This is a genomic window from Gordonia sp. (in: high G+C Gram-positive bacteria), from assembly GCF_012515855.1.
In the GTDB taxonomy this organism is placed as follows: domain Bacteria; phylum Actinomycetota; class Actinomycetes; order Mycobacteriales; family Mycobacteriaceae; genus Gordonia.
The window spans coordinates 1-20,125 of the sequence record NZ_JAAYXO010000069.1; the positions used below are offsets into that span (position 1 = coordinate 1).

20 protein-coding genes and 1 pseudogene are annotated in these 20,125 nt (G+C 68.6%); 13 read left to right on the plus strand and 8 right to left on the minus strand.

What is annotated here, in order from left to right; all coding sequences use genetic code 11:
• From GX543_RS04640 to GX543_RS04650, 3 genes are all read left to right on the plus strand, one after another.
• Nucleotides 1-1,455, plus strand: a 1,455-nt coding sequence (locus tag GX543_RS04640) for an ATP-binding protein (protein WP_290850129.1), incomplete at its 5' end; no start/stop codon positions are given.
• Nucleotides 1,455-2,147, plus strand: a complete 693-nt coding sequence (locus GX543_RS04645) for a response regulator (RefSeq protein WP_290850130.1) — start codon at nucleotides 1,455-1,457, stop codon at nucleotides 2,145-2,147. The genes GX543_RS04640 and GX543_RS04645, both read left to right, overlap by 1 nt.
• A gap of 32 nt (nucleotides 2,148-2,179) precedes the next feature.
• On the plus strand, nucleotides 2,180-2,557 hold the full coding sequence (locus GX543_RS04650) for a PPOX class F420-dependent oxidoreductase (protein ID WP_290850132.1): 378 nt from the start codon (nucleotides 2,180-2,182) through the stop codon (nucleotides 2,555-2,557).
• A gap of 369 nt (nucleotides 2,558-2,926) precedes the next feature.
• Here GX543_RS04650 and GX543_RS04655 read toward each other — a convergent pair whose 3' ends face one another.
• Nucleotides 2,927-4,129, minus strand: a complete 1,203-nt coding sequence (locus GX543_RS04655) for a M20 family metallopeptidase (RefSeq protein WP_290850134.1) — start codon at nucleotides 4,127-4,129, stop codon at nucleotides 2,927-2,929.
• Nucleotides 4,130-4,198: 69 nt separating this feature from the next.
• Here GX543_RS04655 and GX543_RS04660 point away from each other — a divergent pair, with 69 nt between their 5' ends.
• From GX543_RS04660 to GX543_RS04670, 3 genes are read left to right on the plus strand one after another with little or no spacing between them, the layout of a single operon-like run.
• Nucleotides 4,199-5,116 carry a hypothetical protein gene (locus GX543_RS04660; protein WP_290850136.1) on the plus strand — a complete coding sequence of 306 codons (918 nt, stop codon included), beginning with the start codon at nucleotides 4,199-4,201 and terminating at the stop codon, nucleotides 5,114-5,116.
• 48 nt (nucleotides 5,117-5,164) lie between these two features.
• Nucleotides 5,165-5,728: an orotate phosphoribosyltransferase gene (pyrE, locus tag GX543_RS04665; protein ID WP_290850138.1), complete on the plus strand. Its 564-nt coding sequence runs from the start codon at nucleotides 5,165-5,167 to the stop codon at nucleotides 5,726-5,728.
• Nucleotides 5,721-6,452: an RNA methyltransferase gene (locus GX543_RS04670; protein ID WP_290850140.1), complete on the plus strand. Its 732-nt coding sequence runs from the start codon at nucleotides 5,721-5,723 to the stop codon at nucleotides 6,450-6,452. The genes pyrE and GX543_RS04670 overlap by 8 nt, the downstream gene beginning before the upstream one ends.
• Nucleotides 6,453-6,473: 21 nt before the next feature.
• Here the strand turns inward: GX543_RS04670 and GX543_RS04675 are convergent, their stop codons facing one another.
• Entirely contained in the window at nucleotides 6,474-7,058 is a 585-nt protein-coding gene (locus tag GX543_RS04675) for a TetR/AcrR family transcriptional regulator (RefSeq protein ID WP_290850142.1), read from the minus strand.
• 104 nt (nucleotides 7,059-7,162) lie between these two features.
• On the opposite strand from GX543_RS04675, the pseudogene GX543_RS04680 reads away from it, so the two are divergent.
• Nucleotides 7,163-7,573, plus strand: a pseudogene (locus GX543_RS04680) (GtrA family protein); the annotation flags it as partial.
• Nucleotides 7,574-7,628: 55 nt separating this feature from the next.
• Here the strand turns inward: GX543_RS04680 and GX543_RS04685 are convergent.
• The 3 genes from GX543_RS04685 to GX543_RS04695 form a co-directional block, all read right to left on the minus strand.
• Nucleotides 7,629-8,270: a DUF305 domain-containing protein gene (locus tag GX543_RS04685; protein ID WP_290850144.1), complete on the minus strand. Its 642-nt coding sequence runs from the start codon at nucleotides 8,268-8,270 to the stop codon at nucleotides 7,629-7,631.
• Nucleotides 8,267-9,856: a hypothetical protein gene (locus GX543_RS04690; protein ID WP_290850146.1), complete on the minus strand. Its 1,590-nt coding sequence runs from the start codon at nucleotides 9,854-9,856 to the stop codon at nucleotides 8,267-8,269. Before GX543_RS04690 ends, GX543_RS04685 begins: the two co-directional genes overlap by 4 nt.
• A gap of 244 nt (nucleotides 9,857-10,100) precedes the next feature.
• Complete coding sequence (locus GX543_RS04695) at nucleotides 10,101-10,742, minus strand: helix-turn-helix domain-containing protein (RefSeq protein WP_290850148.1); 642 nt, start codon at nucleotides 10,740-10,742, stop codon at nucleotides 10,101-10,103.
• Nucleotides 10,743-10,854: 112 nt separating this feature from the next.
• Here GX543_RS04695 and GX543_RS04700 point away from each other — a divergent pair, with 112 nt between their 5' ends.
• Complete coding sequence (locus tag GX543_RS04700; protein ID WP_290850150.1) at nucleotides 10,855-12,489, plus strand: GMC oxidoreductase; 1,635 nt, start codon at nucleotides 10,855-10,857, stop codon at nucleotides 12,487-12,489.
• 67 nt (nucleotides 12,490-12,556) lie between these two features.
• Here GX543_RS04700 and GX543_RS04705 read toward each other — a convergent pair whose 3' ends face one another.
• On the minus strand, nucleotides 12,557-13,267 hold the full coding sequence (locus tag GX543_RS04705; RefSeq protein ID WP_290850152.1) for a VTT domain-containing protein: 711 nt from the start codon (nucleotides 13,265-13,267) through the stop codon (nucleotides 12,557-12,559).
• Nucleotides 13,268-13,412: 145 nt separating this feature from the next.
• On the opposite strand from GX543_RS04705, the gene fbaA reads away from it, so the two are divergent.
• Nucleotides 13,413-14,447: a class II fructose-bisphosphate aldolase gene (gene fbaA, locus GX543_RS04710; RefSeq protein ID WP_290850154.1), complete on the plus strand. Its 1,035-nt coding sequence runs from the start codon at nucleotides 13,413-13,415 to the stop codon at nucleotides 14,445-14,447.
• A 194-nt stretch (nucleotides 14,448-14,641) separates the two neighbouring features.
• Entirely contained in the window at nucleotides 14,642-15,298 is a 657-nt protein-coding gene (locus tag GX543_RS04715; protein WP_290850156.1) for a hypothetical protein, read from the plus strand.
• A 19-nt stretch (nucleotides 15,299-15,317) separates the two neighbouring features.
• Here the strand turns inward: GX543_RS04715 and GX543_RS04720 are convergent, their stop codons facing one another.
• The gene (locus tag GX543_RS04720) at nucleotides 15,318-16,454 is read right to left on the minus strand and encodes a nuclear transport factor 2 family protein (RefSeq protein ID WP_290850158.1); all 1,137 of its coding nucleotides are present in this window, start codon (nucleotides 16,452-16,454) and stop codon (nucleotides 15,318-15,320) included.
• Between the two features lie 117 nt (nucleotides 16,455-16,571).
• Between GX543_RS04720 and GX543_RS04725 the strand changes: the two genes are divergently transcribed.
• Both GX543_RS04725 and GX543_RS04730 read left to right on the plus strand, forming a co-directional pair.
• Entirely contained in the window at nucleotides 16,572-17,015 is a 444-nt protein-coding gene (locus GX543_RS04725) for a DUF3151 domain-containing protein (RefSeq protein WP_290850160.1), read from the plus strand.
• 159 nt (nucleotides 17,016-17,174) lie between these two features.
• The gene (locus GX543_RS04730) at nucleotides 17,175-18,248 is read left to right on the plus strand and encodes an FUSC family protein (protein ID WP_290850196.1); all 1,074 of its coding nucleotides are present in this window, start codon (nucleotides 17,175-17,177) and stop codon (nucleotides 18,246-18,248) included.
• A gap of 25 nt (nucleotides 18,249-18,273) precedes the next feature.
• Here GX543_RS04730 and GX543_RS04735 read toward each other — a convergent pair whose 3' ends face one another.
• Nucleotides 18,274-19,203, minus strand: coding sequence for a cation diffusion facilitator family transporter (locus GX543_RS04735; protein ID WP_290850162.1), 930 nt, complete (start codon nucleotides 19,201-19,203; stop codon nucleotides 18,274-18,276).
• Between the two features lie 108 nt (nucleotides 19,204-19,311).
• On the opposite strand from GX543_RS04735, the gene GX543_RS04740 reads away from it, so the two are divergent.
• Nucleotides 19,312-20,124 (plus strand): polysaccharide deacetylase family protein, encoded by an 813-nt coding sequence (locus GX543_RS04740; protein WP_290850164.1) that lies wholly within the window; start codon nucleotides 19,312-19,314, stop codon nucleotides 20,122-20,124.
• Nucleotide 20,125: the final 1 nt, after the last annotated feature.

The window sequence follows — 20,125 nt, forward strand, 5'->3', positions numbered from 1 at the left end:
ACCCACGAGCGTGCGGGCGTCCGCCGCAAGCTCGACATTCGACAGACGCGGTTCCACCGGCCGGGCAGCTGGATCATCGCGGTGCTGGCACCGTTGGCGTTGACCGGGGTGCTGAGTCTGATCGGTCCGCTGATCGGGTTCGGCAGTCAGACCGCGCTCTTCTTCGTGGTGGTGCTGGCGGTCGCGATGCTCGGCGGCGTGGTGCCCGCCGCGCTGTCCGCGGTGATGGCGGGGCTGCTGCTGAACTTCTTCTTCGCATCGCCGCGGTTCACCTTCACGATCGCCGAAGTCGACAACATGATCACCATCGTCGTCATGCTGATCATCGCGGTAGCCGTTGCGGCGCTGGTCGATTCGGCGACTGTTCGGCGCCGGGAAGCGCAGCGGGCCGGCCGCGACGCGGAGCTCCTGGCGCTGTTCTCCAGCGCGGTCCTCGACGGCGCAGGTGTGGGAGGCCTGCTGGAACGGGTCCGCGAGACCTACCAGCAGGGTGCGGTGGCGGTGGTCCGGCACGACGATCGGCTCGAGACCGTTGTGCAGTCGGTGGGCGACCACCCGCCGGCGTCGGCGGCGGCCGCGGACACGGTCTGCCCGGCGGCGGGCGGCGAGTACGAACTGCTGCTGCGCGGCCCCGAGGTCGGGGCCGCCGATCAGCGCGTGCTTGCCGCCGTCGCGAGCCAGGTGGCGGCCGCCGTCGAGCGCGACCGGCTCGAAGCCGAGGCCGCCGAAGCCGATGAACTCGCCCGCACCGACGAGTTGCGCCGGGCGCTGCTGGCTGCGGTCAGCCACGACCTCCGCACGCCGCTCGCCGCCGCCAAGGCCGCGGCCTCGAGCCTGCGCAGTCCCGAGGTGACCTTCAACGCCGAAGACACCGCCGAACTGCTCGCCACCATCGAGGAGTCGGTGGACCAGCTGTCGTCGCTGGTGGGGAACCTGCTGGATTCGTCGCGCCTCGCCGCCGGGGTGGTACGGCCGAACCTCACGCGCACCTACCTGGCCGAGGTGCTCCATCGGGCCGGCGCCGCCGCAGGGCCGCGCCCGGACGGTCGGCCGGAGATCGAGGTCCACCTGGCGTGCGACTGGGCTCTCACCGACGCAGGCCTGCTGGAGCGTGCGCTGGCCAATCTGATCGACAACGCCGTGCGCCACGGCGGCGGACCGGTCGAAGTGCGGACCGATCTGATCCCGGCCGACGAGACCGGCGTCGCGCAATGCCGGATCCGGGTGATCGACCGCGGGCCGGGGATTCCGGCCGCCGAACGGTCGCGGGTGTTCGTCCCGTTCCACCAGTACGGTGATCAGCATCGGCAGGCGTCGGGCGTCGGCCTGGGCTTGTCGGTGGCGAGCGGGTTCGTCTCGGCGATCGGTGGCACGCTGGCGGCCGAACAGACGCCGGGCGGCGGGACCACGATGACGATCCGGTTGCCCGCGGTGGAGTCGGAGGGGAGGCAGTGATGTCCGAGCACGGACATGTCCTGGTGGTCGACGACGAACCGCAGCTGCTGCGCGCCCTGCGAATCAATCTGCGCGCCAGAGGATTCGAAGTCACCACCGCGGCCACCGGGGCCGCCGCGCTGGAAGCCGCGAGCCGCCGGCTGCCCGACGTCGTCGTCCTGGACCTCGGTCTCCCCGACATGGACGGCTTCACCGTGCTCGACGGTCTCCGGGGGTGGACGGCGGTCCCGGTGATCGTGTTGTCGGCGCGCACCGACGCTGCCGACAAGGTGCAGGCGCTCGACGCCGGCGCCGACGACTACGTCACGAAGCCCTTCGGGATGGAGGAGTTCCTGGCCCGGCTCCGAGCCGCGATTCGTCGAGGCAGCGCGTCCGCCGGGCCACCGGAGAATCCGGTCGTCACGGCGGGATCGCTCGAAGTGGATCTCGTCGGCAAACGAGTGCTGCGGGACGGTCGGCCGGTGCGGCTGACCCCGACCGAGTGGGCGGTGCTGGAACTGCTGGTGCGCGCCGAGCCGAATCTGGTGGGGCAGCGCGAGATCCTGACGGCCGTGTGGGGTCCGACGTACGTGACTCAGACCAACTATCTGCGCGTCTACCTGGCCGCGCTGCGCCGCAAGCTCGAGGACGACCCGGCGCACCCGCGACACCTGATGACCGAGGCGGGCATGGGGTATCGATTCGTCCGGTGAGCGGGATGCCCGGCTGCAGTACGCTCGGCCCCATGACCGCAACTGTCGCTGACATCGCCGACGCCCAGTACGTCATGCTGACCACCTACAAGCGCGACGGCACCCCGGTGTCGTCGCCCCTGTGGGCCGCCCGCGACGGCGACACCATGCTCCTGTGGACGGTCACCGACTCCTGGAAGGTCAAGCGGCTCCGCCGCAACAACCAGGTGCTGGTCCAAGCGTGCAACACGAGCGGTTCCAAGACCACCGGACCGCAGGTCGCGGGCCTGGGCGAGGTGGTCGACCGGACGGTCGCGGTTGACGCGATCAACCGCAAGTACGGCCTGGTGGGCCGCTTCACGACCTTCGGCTCCCGCCTCCGCCGCGGCACCGACGGCACGATCGGAATCCGCGTCCGCGACGTCGTGTAGGGGTGCGAGTTTCCCACGGTGATCGAGTGCGGCCCGGGAGCGGAGCGAGCGTGTCGTGTATCGAGATCGGTGTGAGGGCGGCTGGTGATCTCGATACTCGCTGGTGCCTCGCTGCGCTCGGGACCGGCGAACTCGATCAGCTTGAGGTGGGTGCGGCTGGGAACAGGACTCTCCCAGGGTGATCGCGTGCGGCCCGGTGATCTCGATACTCGCTGGTGCCTCGCTGCGCTCGGGACCGGCGAACTCGATCAGCCTGGGGTGGGTGGCTGGAAGCGGGACTCTCCCACGGTGATCGAGTGCGACCCGGGAGCGGAGCGAGCGTGTCGTGTATCGAGATCGGCGTGAGAGCGAGTCCGGCGGCGTTCCCGCCTACGACAGCAGAGCCAATGCCGTTCGGACATATGCCTGGGCGGCGGTCACCAGTTCGGACAGTTCGACGGACTCGTCGGGCTGGTGGGCCTGGCCGTTGATGTCGCCGGGGCCCATCACGATGGTCGGGATGCCGAGGGCGTTGCTGGTCCAGCCGCCGTCGCAGGCCGCCGACCAGCCGCCGACGCGGGTCTCGGCGCCTGAATCGCGGACCGCCTGAGCGGTCTCGGTCACCAGCGGGTGGCCCTCGGCGGTCGCGAACCCCGGCAGGTACATGGTGGGGGTCACGACTACCTCGATGCCGTCACCGTCGATGCCGGCGGCGCGGATCTGCCCCGCCAGGCGCAGACCGATCTCGTTGACGTCCTCACCCGGCATCAGCCGGCGGTCGACGCCCATGTGGCAGTTCGGTGCGACCACCGAGATGCCCTGGCCGCCTTCGATGGTCCCGACATTCCACGTCCCGTAGCCGAGCAGTGGATCGGGATCGGCGGCCATGCGTCGTTGGTCGTCGTCGATCAGCGCGATCACCTTGGCCGCGGCCTCGATGGCGCTCGCGCCGTCGCTCGGTCGGCCGGAATGGGCGGCGCGCCCGGCCACGTCGATGTCGAAGTACGACGCCCCGCGACACCCGCGCACCACCTCGAGGCGGGTCGGCTCGGCGACGATGCAGCCCAGGTACTCGCCGGGCGGGGGATTGTTGATCAGGTGGCGGACGCCGACGCCGTGCTCTTCTTCGTCGACCGTCACGACCAGCCGGATCGGGCCGGAGACGGCGACGCCCTGGTCGACGGCACGACCCACCGCGACCATCGCCTCGACCGCGGCGGCGATGCCGCCCTTCATGTCGCTGGTGCCGCGGCCGATGACCAGGTCACCGTCGCGTCGCGGAATGAAGGGGTCGCCGGTCCAACCGGGGCCGGGCGGGACCACATCGGAGTGACCCAGGAACATCAGACCGGGCCCGGTGGCATCGCCGTTGACGGTCGCGATCAGGTTCGGTCGTCCGGGGGCGGCTTCGGAGATCTCCACCTCGAAGCCCGCATCGCGACAGGCCTGCGCCAGCACCGCGACTGCTTCCTCTTCTGTGCCACCGGGATTCACGCTCGGAGCGGCGACCAGCGAACAGGTGAGCGCCTCGATTCGGGCTGCGTCGACGGAGGCGACGACCGCGTCGATGTGCTTGCGCGGGCGGGTGTTCATCGCCAGGTCTCCTTCTAAAGCTTCGAGTCGTCGGGCGCACAGAGAGGCCTCGATAGTAGGCTATGTGTGATGGCCATTGTGTATTTCGTGATTGCGGTGCTCGCGCTGGTAGGCGCGGGCGCTCTGTTGTGGCTGGACCGGAACCGGTCGCAACAGGTGCACCACCAGCGCGCTGTGTGGGGCGAGACGCATTCCTTCAAGTTCCGTGAGACCGACAGCAAGCTCCGCACCGTCTTCCGTCGTGCGGCGATGGATGCACCGGACCACGTCGAGGTGCGCGACGTCGCCTACGGCCTGTACGAGGGCGCGGAAGCAGTCGTCTTCGACCTCGAGGAGACGGCGACGATCGTCGCGGTGCGCCGCCCCGCGGCGTCGTCCGTGACCGTCGACCTGCGCTACGAGGACGTCCTGGCTCCCGCAGAGGAGGACGTCGATCTCCTCGGGGCGATGGGGTCACGCGTGATGTTCGCGAGCAACCTGGACGCCGCGCGTCGCATCTGCGACCGCCGGATGATCGCACTCGCCACCGAGACCCCGGCGTTCGTCGAGATCCTGTGGAACGAGGGCAACTGGGCGCTCGGCGCGATGCCGGTGACCACCGACGGCGACGATCTCGACGTCGCGCTCGACGCCGTCCGCCGGTTCGCGGACCTGCTGCGAGTGCTGCCCCCGGCCGTGGTCCCGCAGGACGCTCCGGACCCGCGTGATCCGCACGGCCCGACCAACGACGAGCTCGCCGACGAGAAGACCGAGTCGCTCCGCGACAAGGAGCGCCGCCGTCGTGCCGAGAGCACCGAGACGGTCGCCGCACCGGCGCTGCGGAAGCAATCACCGCTCGACGCCACCCCGCGCCCCAGCGAGCGTCCGGGACCGCCGCGCATCGAGCCGATCCGCCGTCCCGCGCCACGCCCGGCAGGCCAGCCGCAGGGGCGCGAACGCTTTGCGCCGCCGGACCTGCCGTCGATGCGCGATCCCCGCGAACGCTGAGAACTCGCCCCCTTCTCCTCTCGCTCTCCTCCTAGGAACTGGTGACCCATGTCGTCCGATGCCGTCCCCGCACTCGACGCCGCCGACCGCGCGCGTCTGGCCGAACTCGTCACCGAGCTCGCCGTGGTCCACGGGACCGTGACCCTTTCGTCGGGCAAGGTCGCCGACTACTACGTCGACCTGCGTCGCGCCACGCTGCACTCCGAGGCGAGTCGCCTGATCGGCAAGCTGATGCGCCAGCTGACCGCGGACTGGGACTACGTCTCCGTCGGCGGCCTCACGCTCGGCGCCGACCCGGTCGCGACGTCGATCATGCACGCCGACGGTCGTCCGATCGACGCGTTCGTGGTCCGCAAGGCCGCCAAGGCTCACGGGATGCAGCGTCGGATCGAGGGGCCGGACATCGTCGGTCGTCGCGTGCTGGTGGTCGAAGACACGTCGACCACCGGAGCCTCTCCGTCGCAGGCAGTCGAGGCCGCCCGCGAGGTCGGAGCGGAGGTCGTGGGTGTCGCGACCGTCGTCGACCGCGCGACGGGTGCCGACGACGTCATCACCGCGCTCGGCGTGCCGTACCGCTCGCTCCTGAACTTGGCCGACCTCGGCCTTGCCTGATCCTGCTGCGCCCGACCCCTCTGCGCCTGATTCTTCTGCGCCCGACTCTCGCGACGACGCCGAAGCCGCCGGACCCACCGAATGGGTCACGGGCGTCGGGCCGGCCGTCGGTGTCGGGCCCTGGCTCGAGGAGAGTGAAGGGCCGCTGCCCGGCGACCCCCGCTACGACCGCCTGCTGCTCGCCGAAGGCGACCGCCGCAACGTCGTCGACGCCTATCGATACTGGACGCGCGAGGCGATCATCGCCGATCTCGACACGCGTCGGCACGACTTCCACGTGGCCATCGAGAACTGGGGTCACGACGCCAACATCGGGACCGTGGTCCGGACCGCCAACGCCTTCCTGGCCGCCGAGGTCCACATCGTCGGCCGCCGACGCTGGAACCGCCGCGGCGCGATGGTGACCGACCGCTACCAGCACCTCCGCCACCACGCGACGGTCGACGACCTGATGGCGTGGGCGCGCGAGGAAGGACTGACGGTGGTGGCTGTCGACAACACCCCGGGTTCCGTCGCGCTGGAGCGCACCCGGCTCCCGCGCCGCTGCCTGCTGGTGTTCGGTCAGGAGGGTCCGGGGGTCAGCGACGAGACGCAGGACCGCGCCGACCTCACCGTCTCCATCGCCCAGTTCGGCTCCACCCGCAGCATCAACGCGGGCGTCGCCGCGGGCATCGTCATGCACACCTGGGTGGCGCAGCACGCCGACCTCGATCAGGCGTGGTGAACGCGCAGCTCACCGGTGCGACTACGCCGGTCGAGTGAGGGCGGGCCGGATCACCTGGTCGACGATCGTCTCCATCAACGTGCGGTCCACCGGACCGGACCGGACGGTGATCTGGTGGAAGACCATCGCGGGCAGCACGCAGGCCAGCACCTCGGTGTCGACCTCGGCGGTCACTTCGCCCCGCGCCCTGGCTTGCGCGACGACCTGATCGAAGACCGCGTTTCCGGGATCGGCGACGGCCGCTCGGACGGTCTCCCGCAACTCGGGATCCCTGGCCATGGCGGTGAGCAGACCTGCCACGACGGCATCGCGCCTGGTGTCGGCGGTATGCCAGGTCGAGGCCGACATGAGCAGATCGGTGCGCAGGTCGCCGGTGTCCGGGACGGCCGCATCGGCGTGGAACAGTGCCACCGCGTCCGCCACCAGTTCGGTCTTTCCCGGCCACCGGCGATACAGGGTCGTCTTACCCGCGCCGCAATGGGAGGCGACCGCCTCGATGGTGAGGCGGTCGTAGCCGACCTCGGCGAGCAGGTCGAGCGTCGCGACGAGCAGTTGGCGTTCGCGATCGGCATCGCGAGGACGTCCGGACTTCGGAGGCGATGCCACCGCTTTCCCCCTTCGGTTGGTGCACGGCCGGAGCCGATTCCGCATGTTTCGATACGATACCGTATCGTGTTGTAAGGCGGCCCGTAGAGAGAACGAGGAATCCCATGCGGAGGCAAGGCGTTGACGATCGCGACGTTTCCGTCTCCGACGCTCTGATCGGCGCACAGTTTGTGTGTTTCGTCCTCGTCGGCGGGGCGAGCAACGTGGTGTACCTCCTCGCTTTCCTGGTGTTCGGCAGCTACGGGACGTTCTCGGCCAACGCCGTCGGTGTCGTGCTCAGCACCGCGCTCGCCAACGAACTCCACCGGCGCCTTACCTTTCGAGCGGTCGAACGCGTGCACTGGTTGTCCGCGCAGTGGGAGGGCGGCGGACTGGCCGTGCTCGGATTGGTGGTGAGCACGGTGTCGCTGGCACTGCTCGACCTGTGGCTCCCGGCGGTCGACGGCCTCGCCCAGGCGGCCGCGGTGATCGGCGTCAGCGGTGCTGTCGGCATCATGCGGTACGTCGGGCTCCGCAGCTGGGTCTTCGCGCCCGGCCGGAGATCCGCGCCGGCGCCGCTGTCGAACGGGTTCACTTCTGCGGCACGCCACGCGAGTGCAGCATCGCCCCGATCACTCCCGTCTCCGACGTCTGTGTCGTCAGCGACGACCGCGCCAGTCGGACCACCGGCTGCGACGACGTCCGATAGCTCAACAGATCCTGACTCATCGCGATCCCGCCGTAGTGATGCCGCTGCATCAGTCGGAGGAACTCGTTCTCCGCGGCGACCCCGGTCAGCAGACCCAGCGACGCGACCTCGTCGGTTGTCGCCATGCCGGGCATCGGTGCGTCGGCTCCGTGGCCGTGCATCGAGTCGCCCGCTTCGCCGTAGCGGTGCATCCACGACATGGGTGAGTCGGACGTGATCGGCTGATCGGCCATCTGCAGGATGCCGACCATGGTGCCGATCTCGCCGGACTGCGCCTGCACGATCTGCCGGGCCAGGCCGCGGACCGGGGTCGCCAGCGGCGCTCGGTCGATCAACCGGGCCATGCTGACCGCCTGCTGGTGGTGCGCGATCATGTCCTGCAGATACCCGACCTCCACCGACGACAACGGTGCGACGGGCCGCGGGTCGTCGACCAGCGCGGGGCGCAGGGCGACGCCGAGCACGAATACCACGCCGACCAACGTCGCCGCGAGGGCGGCGGAAACGGCTTTCCGAGTGGTCACGACCCCACCGTCGACTGCTGGTCGGCAGGGGCGCGATACACGCGGTTGCTCAGTTCGATCACCTGGAATCCGCTGTTGGAGCAGCTCACGTAGAGCCGATTTCCGCGCCACTCGGGCGGCGAGAAGCACGCGTCGGTGGTCTGGTCGGCGAGGACGATCCCGTTGCGGCGGCTCTGCGCCTGCACGGGATCGAACTGGCCGCGGCGGAGGCCGTCGAGGATCGACGGCGCGCTGAGGATCGGCACGCCGATGACGGCGCTCATCACGAGCGGCGAGTTCCACGAGGTGAGCGGGTCGGTGGGCCGAACCGGCGGCAGGTAGTACGCGATCTCCTTGACCTGCAACGGATCACGGATGTCGAAGACCCGCACGCCGGACGTGGTCCACCCGCATGCCAGGGCCGTCGGGTTCACCGGACGGTCGGCCGCGCAGTAGTGGGACTCGTAGGCGAAGATGCCTCCACCCGAGCCGGAGGCGACGAGTCGGTCCTGATTCTCGGGGAGGTTGATCGCGAGCTTGAGCGTGTTCACCAGCCGCGGCTTTCGCGGGTCGGTCGCGTCGATCACCTTGACCCCGCCGCTGCCGCCCTCGGTCGGGGTGAAGAGCACGGTGCGATCGCCGTACTGAACCGGTACCGAGTGCTGGGTGGCCCAACCGGCGTCATCCCAGGTCAGCTTGCTGAGAAGGGGAACTCGCGGGTTCGGTTTGCGCTGGGTCACCTGCCGAATGTCGTAGACGCTGATCCCGCCGAAGTTGTGCGAGAGGTAGAGCGTCGATCCGGTGCGGTCGATGCCGAAACCGTGCGCCTCGAGCCCGGTGAGGCCCTGCCAGACCACCCGCGGTCGCGTCGGGTCGGTCAGGTCGACGGCGCTCAGCAGGCCGGGCCCCATTCCCGAGGTCCAGTAGGTCTTGCCGTCGGGGGAGAAACCGCCCTCGTGTGCGGTGATCGGCAGCGGGGCCTCGGCGGTGCCGATCGTCTTGTTCAGCAATCGCGGGCGCGCGCAGTCCGACACGTCGTACACCGACAACAGCCCGGCGCCGAAGAGGAAGGGCACGCCGGCCGCCACCAGGAGCTTTCGTGCGGAGTTGACCTTGAGCGTCTCCCAGGTCCCCGCCGCCATCGCCGGTGCGGACAAAGTCGCCGACTTGCGCAGGCGTGACGGGTTCGCGGCGTCGATCACCTCGACGCCCGGGTCGCGCGCCACCGCCGAGCCGGGGAACACCGAGCCCATGTACCCGCAGTCGTCGAACGACGTCGAGACGATGCCGCCGCCGTGCCCGGCGTACGACGACACCAGCGACACGTTGCAGGCGTATCCGCGGCGGCTGCGCCCGGAGGCGCGGTCGGCGGCCGGGACATCACCCTGCAGTCCGACGACGGGCGTCGATCCCGGTCCGCAGTCTGCGGGAATGACGGCCGCCGGTGGCGTGCTGTGTCGGGGTGCGGCCGAGGCCGGTGCAGGCAGAAGCGTCGACGCCGTCAAGGCGCACGGCAACAGCGAGACGACCGCGATGAGCAGGCGACGTCGTGTCGGACGCTGTGCAGCGGCCGTCGAAGCGGGTGGAAACAAGTCGGAGTGGGACACGCAGACCGTCCTGAGAAGTGAGTCGGATGGGAGCGTGACACCGCATCGTCGCCACCAAAGGTCTTCGGCGTACGGATCAGAGTGGCAGAGCGTGATGGCCTGAATCAAGTGCACGCATGGAAGTGCGATACATCACATCTCGGTTTGAGGCTTCCATTACTAAGTCGGCTGACTGATTATTGACGAGCGTGATGCCGCTGACATTCGACGAGGAAAGGGGGTGGTGGCGGTGTGAGTCTCTACCTCACGCGGTGGTGACGGGTGCAAGCCACAGGCCGACGAGTCCGTCGACCATCGCTTCGGAGAAGTCCGACCACGACCGCTTGTCGAGGGCGCCGAGTTCGTTCCTGTTGAGTTCGAAGTCGGCGAAGGTCGAGATCAGGATGTTCTTCGACATCAGATTGCGCACGCGAATCGCGTCGTCCGGCAGCGCGGGCAGCGAGCGATAGAGGCCGCCGAGGATCTCGGCGAGTGGCGCCGACTCGGCCGCTTCGCGGTACACCAGTTCCGCGGTGGTCGGATCGTTCGCCAATTGTTGCCAGAATCGGCCGTAATGCGTTGGACCAGGGCTGGTTCCGATGTGTTCGAGCTGGGGTTGCACCAGGCAGCGGAGCCAGTCCCGGATCTGTGAGACATAGCCGATGTCGGCGACCATGCGCGCGCGGATCGCGTCGATGGGCTCCTGGTGCCGCCGAAGTAGTTCTCCGATCAGTTCGGCGCGCGATCCGAAGTGGTAACCGACGGCATAGTTGTTGGCTTGGCCCGCCGCTTCGCTGATCTGCCTGTTCGAGACGGCGGCGAGGCCGCGTTCGGCGAAGAGGCGCTCGGCCGCCGCGAGGAGGTTCGCGCGGGTCTCGTCGGCTCTGCTGCTGCGGTCGGAACTCACCGTTCCATAGTCCCCTACGGCCAACGGCCTGGGTGTCGAAGTCCCGGTTAGCCACGAAATTTTAAGTCGTAATACTTAGCTCCCTTGAGGGGGCGCCAGTGAAAGGTCAGTCATGCAGAGTGTTCCGTCGCGTCCCGAGTCTGGGATGCGCGCACCGTCGGCAGCCATCAATCGACGCCGATTCCTGGCCGGTGCCGCGGCGGTCACCGCCGGTGCGGTTGCCGGGGCTTCGGTGGCGGGCTCAGCGGGCGCCAAGCCCGGGCGAGTCCGTTCGGAGGCGTCCGAGCACCGGGTGATCGTCGTGGGGTCCGGGTTCGGCGGTGGTGTCACCGCGCTGCGTCTTACGCAGGCCGGCGTTCCGGTGCTGCTGCTCGAGCGCGGAAAGGAGTGGAAGACCGGGCCGAATGCGCAGACCTTCCCGAACCCCACGGCACCGGACAAGCGAGCCCTGTGGCACCGGAGTGCGCCGCAGCTGTTCGGGCGGCCGTTCTCACCCGAGCCCTATGCGGGGCTGGTGGACGCGGTGGCCGGCGAGAACATGACGGCGGTGACGGCCGCCTGCCTCGGCGGTGGCAGCCTGCTGTACCAGGGGATGAGTCTGGAACCGGCCGAAGCCGTGTTCAACGAGCACCTGCCCGAGCAACTCGATTGGGCACGGATGCACCGTGTCCACTACCCGCGGGTCGCGCAGATGTTGGGTCTGGCGACGGCGCCCGACGCGCTGGTTCGGACCCCGCAGTACCGGGCCGCACGAATCATCGCGGCGCACGCGCGCCGCGCGGGCCTGCCGGTCTCTAAGATCCCGATGCCGATCGACTGGCAGTACGCGCTCGACGAGTTGGCGGGACGGATGCGGCCGTCGTACACCGACGGCTCGGGTGCGCTCGGCGTCAACAACGGCGGTAAGCACAGCGTCGACGTCACCTACCTGAAGCAGGCGCGAGCCACCGGGCTGCTGACCGTCGCCACCCTCCACGAGGTGAACGACGTCGCTCGCGACCGCGCGGGCAAGTGGACCGTGAATGTCACCGCGACGGACGTCAACGGCACGCCCGTCGCGCGAAAGAAGCTCACCACGCCGACGCTGGTGATGGCGGCCGGCAGCGTCCACACCACGCGGCTGCTGCTGCGTGCGCGCGAGTCGGGCGCGATCGCCGATCTTCCCGACGGGCTCGGCGCCGGATGGGGAACCAACGCCGACCGGATCTACGTGTGGTCGAATCCGGGGCTGGACTTCGGCATCAAGCAGGGCGGACCGGTGGTGTTCGGGAGTCTGAACTGGGACTCCCCGGACAACGCCCACACGCTGATTCAGGCGTCGATCCCGTCGTTCGGGGCCGAGGCGCACAGCACGATGATGGTCGGTTACGGGGTGAGTCGCGGGCGCGGCGAGTTCCGCTACGACTCCGCGTCGGGCGACGCGCGCCTGCACTGGCCGGCCGACGGTGACCGCCGCATCCAGTGGGGTCACATCCACCCGACCGCGCTCAAGATCGCCGGGCCGGGGTCGGTCCTAACCGACTCCAACCGCTTCCTCAACACCACCTGGCATCCGCTCGGCGGGGCGGCCATGGGCAGCGTCTGCGACCTGTCCGGGCGGGTCCGCGGGCAGCGCGGGCTCTACGTGATCGACGGCGCGCTGATTCCGGGGACGTCGGCGGCCTGCAATCCGTCGATGACGATCGCGGCGGTCGCCGAGCGAGCGCTGGACGACATCGTGGCGAACGACGTCGGGTCGATCATCTGACCCCGTCAAGAGAACGGAGGCCTCGGACCGATCTCGGTCCGAGGCCTCCGTAATTCCTCCGTGTCGATCAGTCGAGCTCGACGGCGGTCTCGGAGTCCTTGCTCTTGCGACGACGCAACCACTCGATCACCATCGGCAGCACTGAGATCAGCACGATGAGGATGAAGATCGGCTCGATCAACTTCTGCACGATCTCGAACTGGCCCAGCCAGTAACCGAGGAGGGTGATGCCCGCGCCCCAGACGATGGCGCCGACCACGTTGTAGATGGTGAAGACGGTGAACTTCATCTTGGCGGCGCCCGCGACGATCGGCGCCAGGGTGCGGACGATCGGCACGAAGCGCGCCAACAGGATGGTGATGGGGCCGTGCTTCTCGAAGAACGTGTGGGCTTCGTCGAGGTACTTCTGCTTCAGGAAGCGGGCGTCGGGCTTGAACATCGACGTGCCCGCGTAGCGGCCGATCCAGTAGCCGATCTGACCGCCGATGATCGCGGCGATCGGAACGCCGATCAGCAGCGGAATCAGGGTGAGGCCAGAATCGGCCACCTTGTCGGCGTTCTCACTGCCGGCCGCTGATCCCGCGGCGATCAGTCCCGCGACGAAGAGCAGCGAGTCGCCGGGCAGGACCGGGAACAGCACGCCCGACTCGATGAGAACGACCAGCAGCAGGCCCCAGAAGGCCGCGGCACCGAAGTACCCGATCAAGTTGAAGGGGTCCATGAAGCCGGGCATGAGTGCCACATTCGTCGTGGCCTGGGCAAGCAGAGTGTCCATCACAGACCATGACAATACCGCGAGAACCTTCGAGAACCCTTAACGTGCCTGTTCGGAGGGGACTGGCCCGACATCGGAGGGGAACCGTCATACTGGGATGGACAAGTTACAAGATGTGGAAAACATCCACCGGTTCTAGGACGTGAGTATGCCGATCGCAACCCCCGAGAAGTACGCCGAGATGCTGACGAAGGCCAAGAACGAGGGCTACGCCTTCCCGGCGATCAACTGCACCTCGTCGGAGACCATCAACGCCGCGATCAAGGGCTTCGCCGACGCAGGCAGCGACGGCATCATCCAGTTCTCGACCGGCGGCGCGGAGTTCGGTTCCGGACTCGGCGTCAAGGACATGGTGACCGGCGCCGTCGCGCTGGCCGAGTTCGCACACGTCATCGCTGACAAGTACGACGTCACCATCGCGCTGCACACCGACCACTGCCCGAAGGACAAGCTCGACACCTTCGTCCGCCCGCTCCTCGAGATCTCGCGCGAGCGCGTCGCCGCGGGCCAGAACCCGCTGTTCCAGTCGCACATGTGGGACGGCTCCGCTGTCCCGATCGACGAGAACCTGGAGATCGCCAAGGAGTTGCTGGCCAAGTCGGTCGAGGCCAACATCATCCTCGAGGTGGAGATCGGCGTCGTCGGCGGCGAAGAGGACGGCGTCGAGAACGAGATCAACGACAAGCTGTACACCACCGTCGAGGACTTCGAGAAGACCATCGACGCCCTGGGCACCGGCGAGAACGGCCGCTACCTGCTGGCCGCGACCTTCGGAAACGTGCACGGCGTCTACAAGCCGGGCGGCGTCAAGCTGCGTCCGTCGGTCCTCAAGGAGGGCCAGGACGCCGCGATCGCCAAGCTCGGCCTCGGCGCCGACGCGCAGCCCTTCGACTTCGTCTTCCACGGCGGCTCGGGCTCGGCCAAGAGCGAGATCGAAGAGGCTGTCAGCTACGGCGTCATCAAGATGAACGTCGACACCGACACCCAGTACGCCTTCACCCGCCCGGTGGCCGGCCACATGTTCGGCAACTACGACGGTGTCCTGAAGGTCGACGGCGAGGTCGGCAACAAGAAGGTCTACGACCCCCGCAGCTACCTGAAGAAGGCGGAGACCTCGATGGCTGAGCGCGTCGTCGAGGCCTGCAACGACCTCGGGTCGTCGGGCAAGTCGATCGGCCGCTGACCCGCTACTGATTCGAGCGGTTCGCCACCAGAACCGCGAGAGGCGCCCGGAGTGATCCGGGCGCCTCTTGCGTTGTGTCGCCCGACCGTCGCAGGCAAGCGACTGTTGTCGTGGGTGTTACGGTCCTCACTGACCCGAACGGGGGAATCCCGGCGGGCGCAATGGGGGAGAGACCAGTGGGGGCGGATGAGATCGTGAGCGGCGGAATCGTGGGTAGACGGCGCGCTGCGTTGTTGATCGGCGGGGTGGTCGTGGTGACGGGATTGGTGACCGCCACCCTGTGGGTGATCGGACCGCGTGGGCCGGGGCATACCGAGGTAGGCTCGTTGGACTTGTCGACCGCGCCCAGTCAGGCTCTGGCCGTCGGCACCGAGGGGTTGATCCCGAACAGCGTGTCGCTGCCGACCGTCGGGGTCACCGCCCCGGTGGAGGCCACGCCCGCGCAGTCGGCGTTCTCGCCGACGCTCGGATACCCGGTCGCGTCGTTCGGATTGCCGAGTGCAGAAGCGGCGACCGCCTGGTGGTCCGCCGGACCGAAGCCCGGCTCAGACGGCCTGGCGGTGATCGTCGACCGCGCCGAGAACGGACCGGGGAGCAGCTCCTTCGGCGGCGTCTCACGAATCGACAACGGCGACAAGATCATCGTGCGTTCGGCGAAGCAGGAAACCGTCACCTACGTGGTGAGCACGGTGATCTCGGGCGTTCGTGCAGCCGACCCGGTGTCCTTGTCCCAGGCGCTCGGCAAGCTGCCGACCACCCAGCGCATGGCGCTCGTCGCACTGGGCGAGCATTCCGGCCCGGCCGGAAGCGATCTGGACGTCGTGGTCCTCGGCAGACTCCGCGGCCGATAGCGATGCTGGTGCGCCGCTACTAGGGGCGGGTGCAGACCTTCCAGGTGCCGTCGATGTTCTGCAGTGTGATCTGGGCGGCGGTGGTCTTGGCGGGATCATTGCTGGAGTACATGTCGACCTCCACGCGCGCGACGTCACCGTCGATCTCGACAGCCTTGACGTCGTCGAAGGTCAGCATCTCGTTGCGCGACTGCTGAGCCTGGTAGGCCTTGGCGAACTCTTCGGGCTTCACGGACGAGTAGTACTCGAGCTTCTCGCCGCACGTGATGTTCTTGAGCGAGTCGAGATCGCCGGACGCCATCGCGCTCTGGTAGTCCTTGGCGGCGTCGGCGACCTTGTTCTGGTCGGAGCTGCCGACCAACAGGTACCAGGCGCCGATGGCGATCACTGCGATCACCACGATGGCGGCCAGCACGATCGCGACGAGCTTGCCGCTCTTGCGCTTCTCCTCGGTGCCCTGTGTCGGAGCGACCACCTGCGGCTCGGGCTTCGGAGCGACGGGAGCTGCGGCTGCTGCCGTTGCGGCGGCGGCACCCGCTGCTGGGGCGGCGGGCACTTTCATCTGAGTGGTCGGTGCGTCGGAGGCGGGCTCCTCGGACTTCTCGAACTTCACCGACTCGGTCTTGGCTGCCGCGGCGGCTGCGGCCACCTCGTCGGCCGAGATCTGCCGGGTGGCAGCGGCGTCGTCTGCCTCGGCGGATTGGCCGGCCGGCAGGTCGATCGACTGCTCGATGATCGCGGTCTTGGCGTCGTCAGTGGTTGCGGCGGCAGCTGTGGCGTCGACGGGCTCCGCGGAAATCGGGTCGCCGACCACGTTCTCCTCGCGAAGGTCGCCCGCGGCGCTATCGGGGCCCGTCTGCGCGGCTGCTGCCGCTGCGGCGACTTCGGCGGGGATCTTGAAGGCCTTGGTCGGGGCTTCGGAACCACCGCCGCCCTGCGGGGCGGGGGCGTCGTCGAGCTTCTTCACCGGCGTCGGCTCTTGCGTGGGCTCGGTCGCGGACGCTTCTGCGCCCGATTCTGCTGCGCCTACTTCTTCTGCGGCCGATTCTGCTGCGGCCGACTCGGAGGAATCGCTTCTGCCCTGCTCGCGCTGCGCGCGGAAGGCACCGACGACCTTGTCGATGGCAGCCGAAGTGTCCTTGTCCGAATCAGACATTTATCCAGAATCCAATGCTCGTCGGTGACGGTGACGCGGGTGCGCAACCGCTAGGATATCGGACCTGGTTGATTCGAGCTTATTCGGAGCATCCGACTCGGATGATTGAATGGTGTGGTGACGTCATTTGGAGATCTGCTCGGACCCCCGCCCACCCTGCTTCCCGGCGACGATGAGGCTGAGTCGGACCTGCTGAACGGGATCGACCCGGCCAACGTGGCCGCCGCCCACCCGTCAGCGTCGATCGCCTGGGCCTATCTCGCCGAGGCCTCACTCGACGGAGCCCTCGACGGAGCCGAGCCCGACATCGCTCGGGTGATCGCGGCGTACGCCTACGCCCGCACCGGCTATCACCGCGGCCTCGATCAGCTGCGGCGCAACGGCTGGAAGGGCTTCGGCCCGGTGCCGTGGAGCCACGAGGAGAATCGCGGCTTCCTGCGCTGTGTCGGAGCCCTCGCTCGCGCTGCTCAGGCCGTCGGCGAAGAAGACGAGTACCTGCGCTGCCTCGATCTGCTGAACGACAGCGATCCGCGAGCGATCACCGAACTCGGTCTGGACTGACCTCGCCGGTCGGCTGTCCCGTGACCTCAGCGATCACGCCCCTGCGATGTCAGTCGTGAGATGTCTGTGACCGAACCGGCGAACCTGCCCGAGGGCTCGCCGCCGGCTCGCCCGACCGGCCGGGAGATCGCCTCGAAGGCGGTGGCGGGGCTGCATCCGATGCTGCGCAAGCGCGTGCGTCGCCTCTGGCTGTCGTTGGTGCCGATCGCGCAGTGCGCCATCGCGGCGGGACTGGCCTGGTTCGTCGCGTTCGATCTGCTGCACCACGAACGGCCGTTCTTCGCGCCGATCGCCGCGGTGATCTCGCTGGGACTGTCGTTGGCGCGACGCTGGCGCCGATCCGTGGAACTGATCTTCGGGGTGTCGATCGGCATCCTCGTCGGCGACGTGGTGATCACATGGATCGGTTCCGGGGCGTGGCAGATCAGCGTGGTGGTGGCTGCCGCGATGGCGGTGGCGGTCTTCGCCGACAAGGGGCCCATGCTGCCGACGCAGGCGGCGTCGTCGGCCGTGCTGGTGGCGACGCTGCTGCCGCCCGGCGCTGCCGAAGGCTACGAGCGGGCGTTGGACGCGATCGTCGGCGGAGTGATCGGGCTGTTGGTGGGCGCGCTGGTTCCGGTCAATCCGGCCCGGCGGGCCCGACGCGATGCGGCGGGCATCCTCGACACCTTCCGGGACCTCAGCCACCAGCTCGCCGACGGATTGCGCGCGATGGACGAGGACGCCGTCTATCGGGTGTTGACGAAGGCACGGGACACCCAGTCGGCGATCGACACGCTGCACGCCGACGTCCTCGCCGGGCGCGAGGTGGGCACCCTCTCGCCTCTCTATTGGGGGTCTCGGGAGCGGCTGCGGACAATCGCGGCGACCGCCGACCCCATCGACAACGCGGTCCGGAACTTCCGCGTCGTCACCCGGCGGGCCCTGGCGTTGACTCAGCGGGGCGTCGCCGTGGAACCGCCGATGGTCGATCTGATCGACGACATCGGGGACGTCTTCGAGGTGCTGCGGCAGATGATGCTCGCCGAGCCTGGTGAGGCGCCCGATCAGGCCGATGCGGCGCGAGCGCTCCGGTCGGTGGTCCGCAAGGCCCGGACGTCACTGGCCGACGACGTCGAAGACCTTTCCGAGGCCGCGCTGCTGGTGGAGCTGCGGTCGCTGCTGGTGGATCTGTTGATGGTGGCCGGCCTCAAACGGCTGTCCGCGGTGGCGCAGTTGCACGTCGTCAAGTGATTCGGCGCGGCGCGGGCCTCCTCGGCTACCAGGTGAGATGCTCGCACTGTCCGTCGGCGTCGGGGTTCTCCACCTGAATCGTGGCGTGCGACAGCCCGTGCTCGGCGAACACCTGCTGGGCGGCGGTCAGGGCCGCGCAGTGATCGCCCGCGCTGCGCAGGTGGACCGTCGCGACATCCATCCCGCTGGTCACCGACCAGATGTGGAGGTCGTGCACGTCCTGCACCTCCGGGAGGGCTGCCAACTCGGCGCGCAGGGCGGCGACGTCGATCGTGTCCGGGGCCTGCTGGTTCAGGATCCGCAACGCATCGAGTGCGAGGCGGACGGCGCGGGGGACCACCCACAGGGCGATCAGGACGGCGACGATCAGGTCGGCGTAGCCCCAGTTGGTCGTCATCGCGATGATGCCTGCGATCAGCACGCCGACGCTGCCGACGGCGTCGGCGAGGACTTCGAGGTAGGCCCCGCGCACGGCCAGCGAATTTCCGGCGTCGGCGCGCAGCAGGTACATCACGACCACGTTGGCGGCCAGGCCGAGCGTGGCGACCACGACCATCGGCAATCCGGGGACCTCGGGGTTGCTGCCGAGGCGTTCGAAGGCCTCGTACAGCACGTACGCGCCGATGCCGAGCAACAGGATCGCGTTCACGACCGCGGTGAAGACCTCGGCGCGATACCAGCCGAAGCTGCGGCCGTCGGACAGGCTGCCGTGACGGGCCAGGAGCAGGGCGGCCAAGCCCATGGACAAGGCGATCAGGTCGGTGGCCATGTGGCCGGCGTCGGCGACCAGGGCGAGGGAGCCGAACAGGAGTCCGGTGACGAGTTCGACGACGAAGAAGACGCCGATGATGCCGAGGGAGACGACCATCGGCCAGATGCGACGGTGTGATGCGTCGGCCGCCAGGTCGGCGGCGGTGGGCCCGTGGCTGTGCCCGTGATCGCTGGTGGTGCTCATAACCTCAATATATGCGTAACTACGCATGTATTGCAAGAGTGTGTCCCGCTTCCTTCGTTGCGGCGTGGGGAATCCGTCCGGGGGTCGTATTCGTCCTATCCTTCCTGTGTGGACAGACGCGCATTCATGACATTGCTCGCACTCGGCACAGTCGAGGTGCTGACGGCATGTGGCAAATCGTCGGCGGAGGAGGCGGTGGCGAACACGTCGTCCGCGCCGACCAACGGTCCGACTGCGACTGCGGCGCCCTCGACGGCGAACCTGCCCCTGCAGTCGGCGTTGCCCGCGACCAAGCGTCCGACGCCGACCGGTCAGATCGACCGCCTGCCGGGGCGGGGGCGGTTCCTGTCCCTCACGGTGGATGACGGCGCGAGTTCCGAGGTGGTCGGCGCCTACGCGGACTTTGCGCGTGAGACCGGAGCGCGCTTCACCTTCTTCGTCACCGGCCAGTACGACAGCTGGCGCGACAACCGCAAGGCACTGCTGCCGCTGGTGGAATCGGGCCAGATCCAGCTCAGCAACCACTCATGGAGTCATCCCGACCTGACGACGCTGTCGGCGAAGTCGGTCGCGGACGAGCTCGGTCGGACAGGGAAGTTTCTCCGGAACCAGTTCGGGGTCGAGGCGGCCCCGTACTTCCGACCACCGTTCGGCAACCACAACGCGGCAGTCGACGCGGTGGCGGCCGACGCGGGCTACACCGTCCCGGTTCTCTGGTACGGATCGCTCTCGGACTCCGGCGAGATCACCGAGAAGTACCTGTTGCAGGTGGCTCGGCAGTACCTGCGCGCCCAGCGGATCGTCATCGGGCATGCCAACCATGCACCGGTGACCCGTGTCTTCGGTGAGCTCGCCGAGATCATCCAACGCCGCAGGTTGCAGATGGTGACGCTCGACGACTACTTCGCGCGGCCGGCCTGAC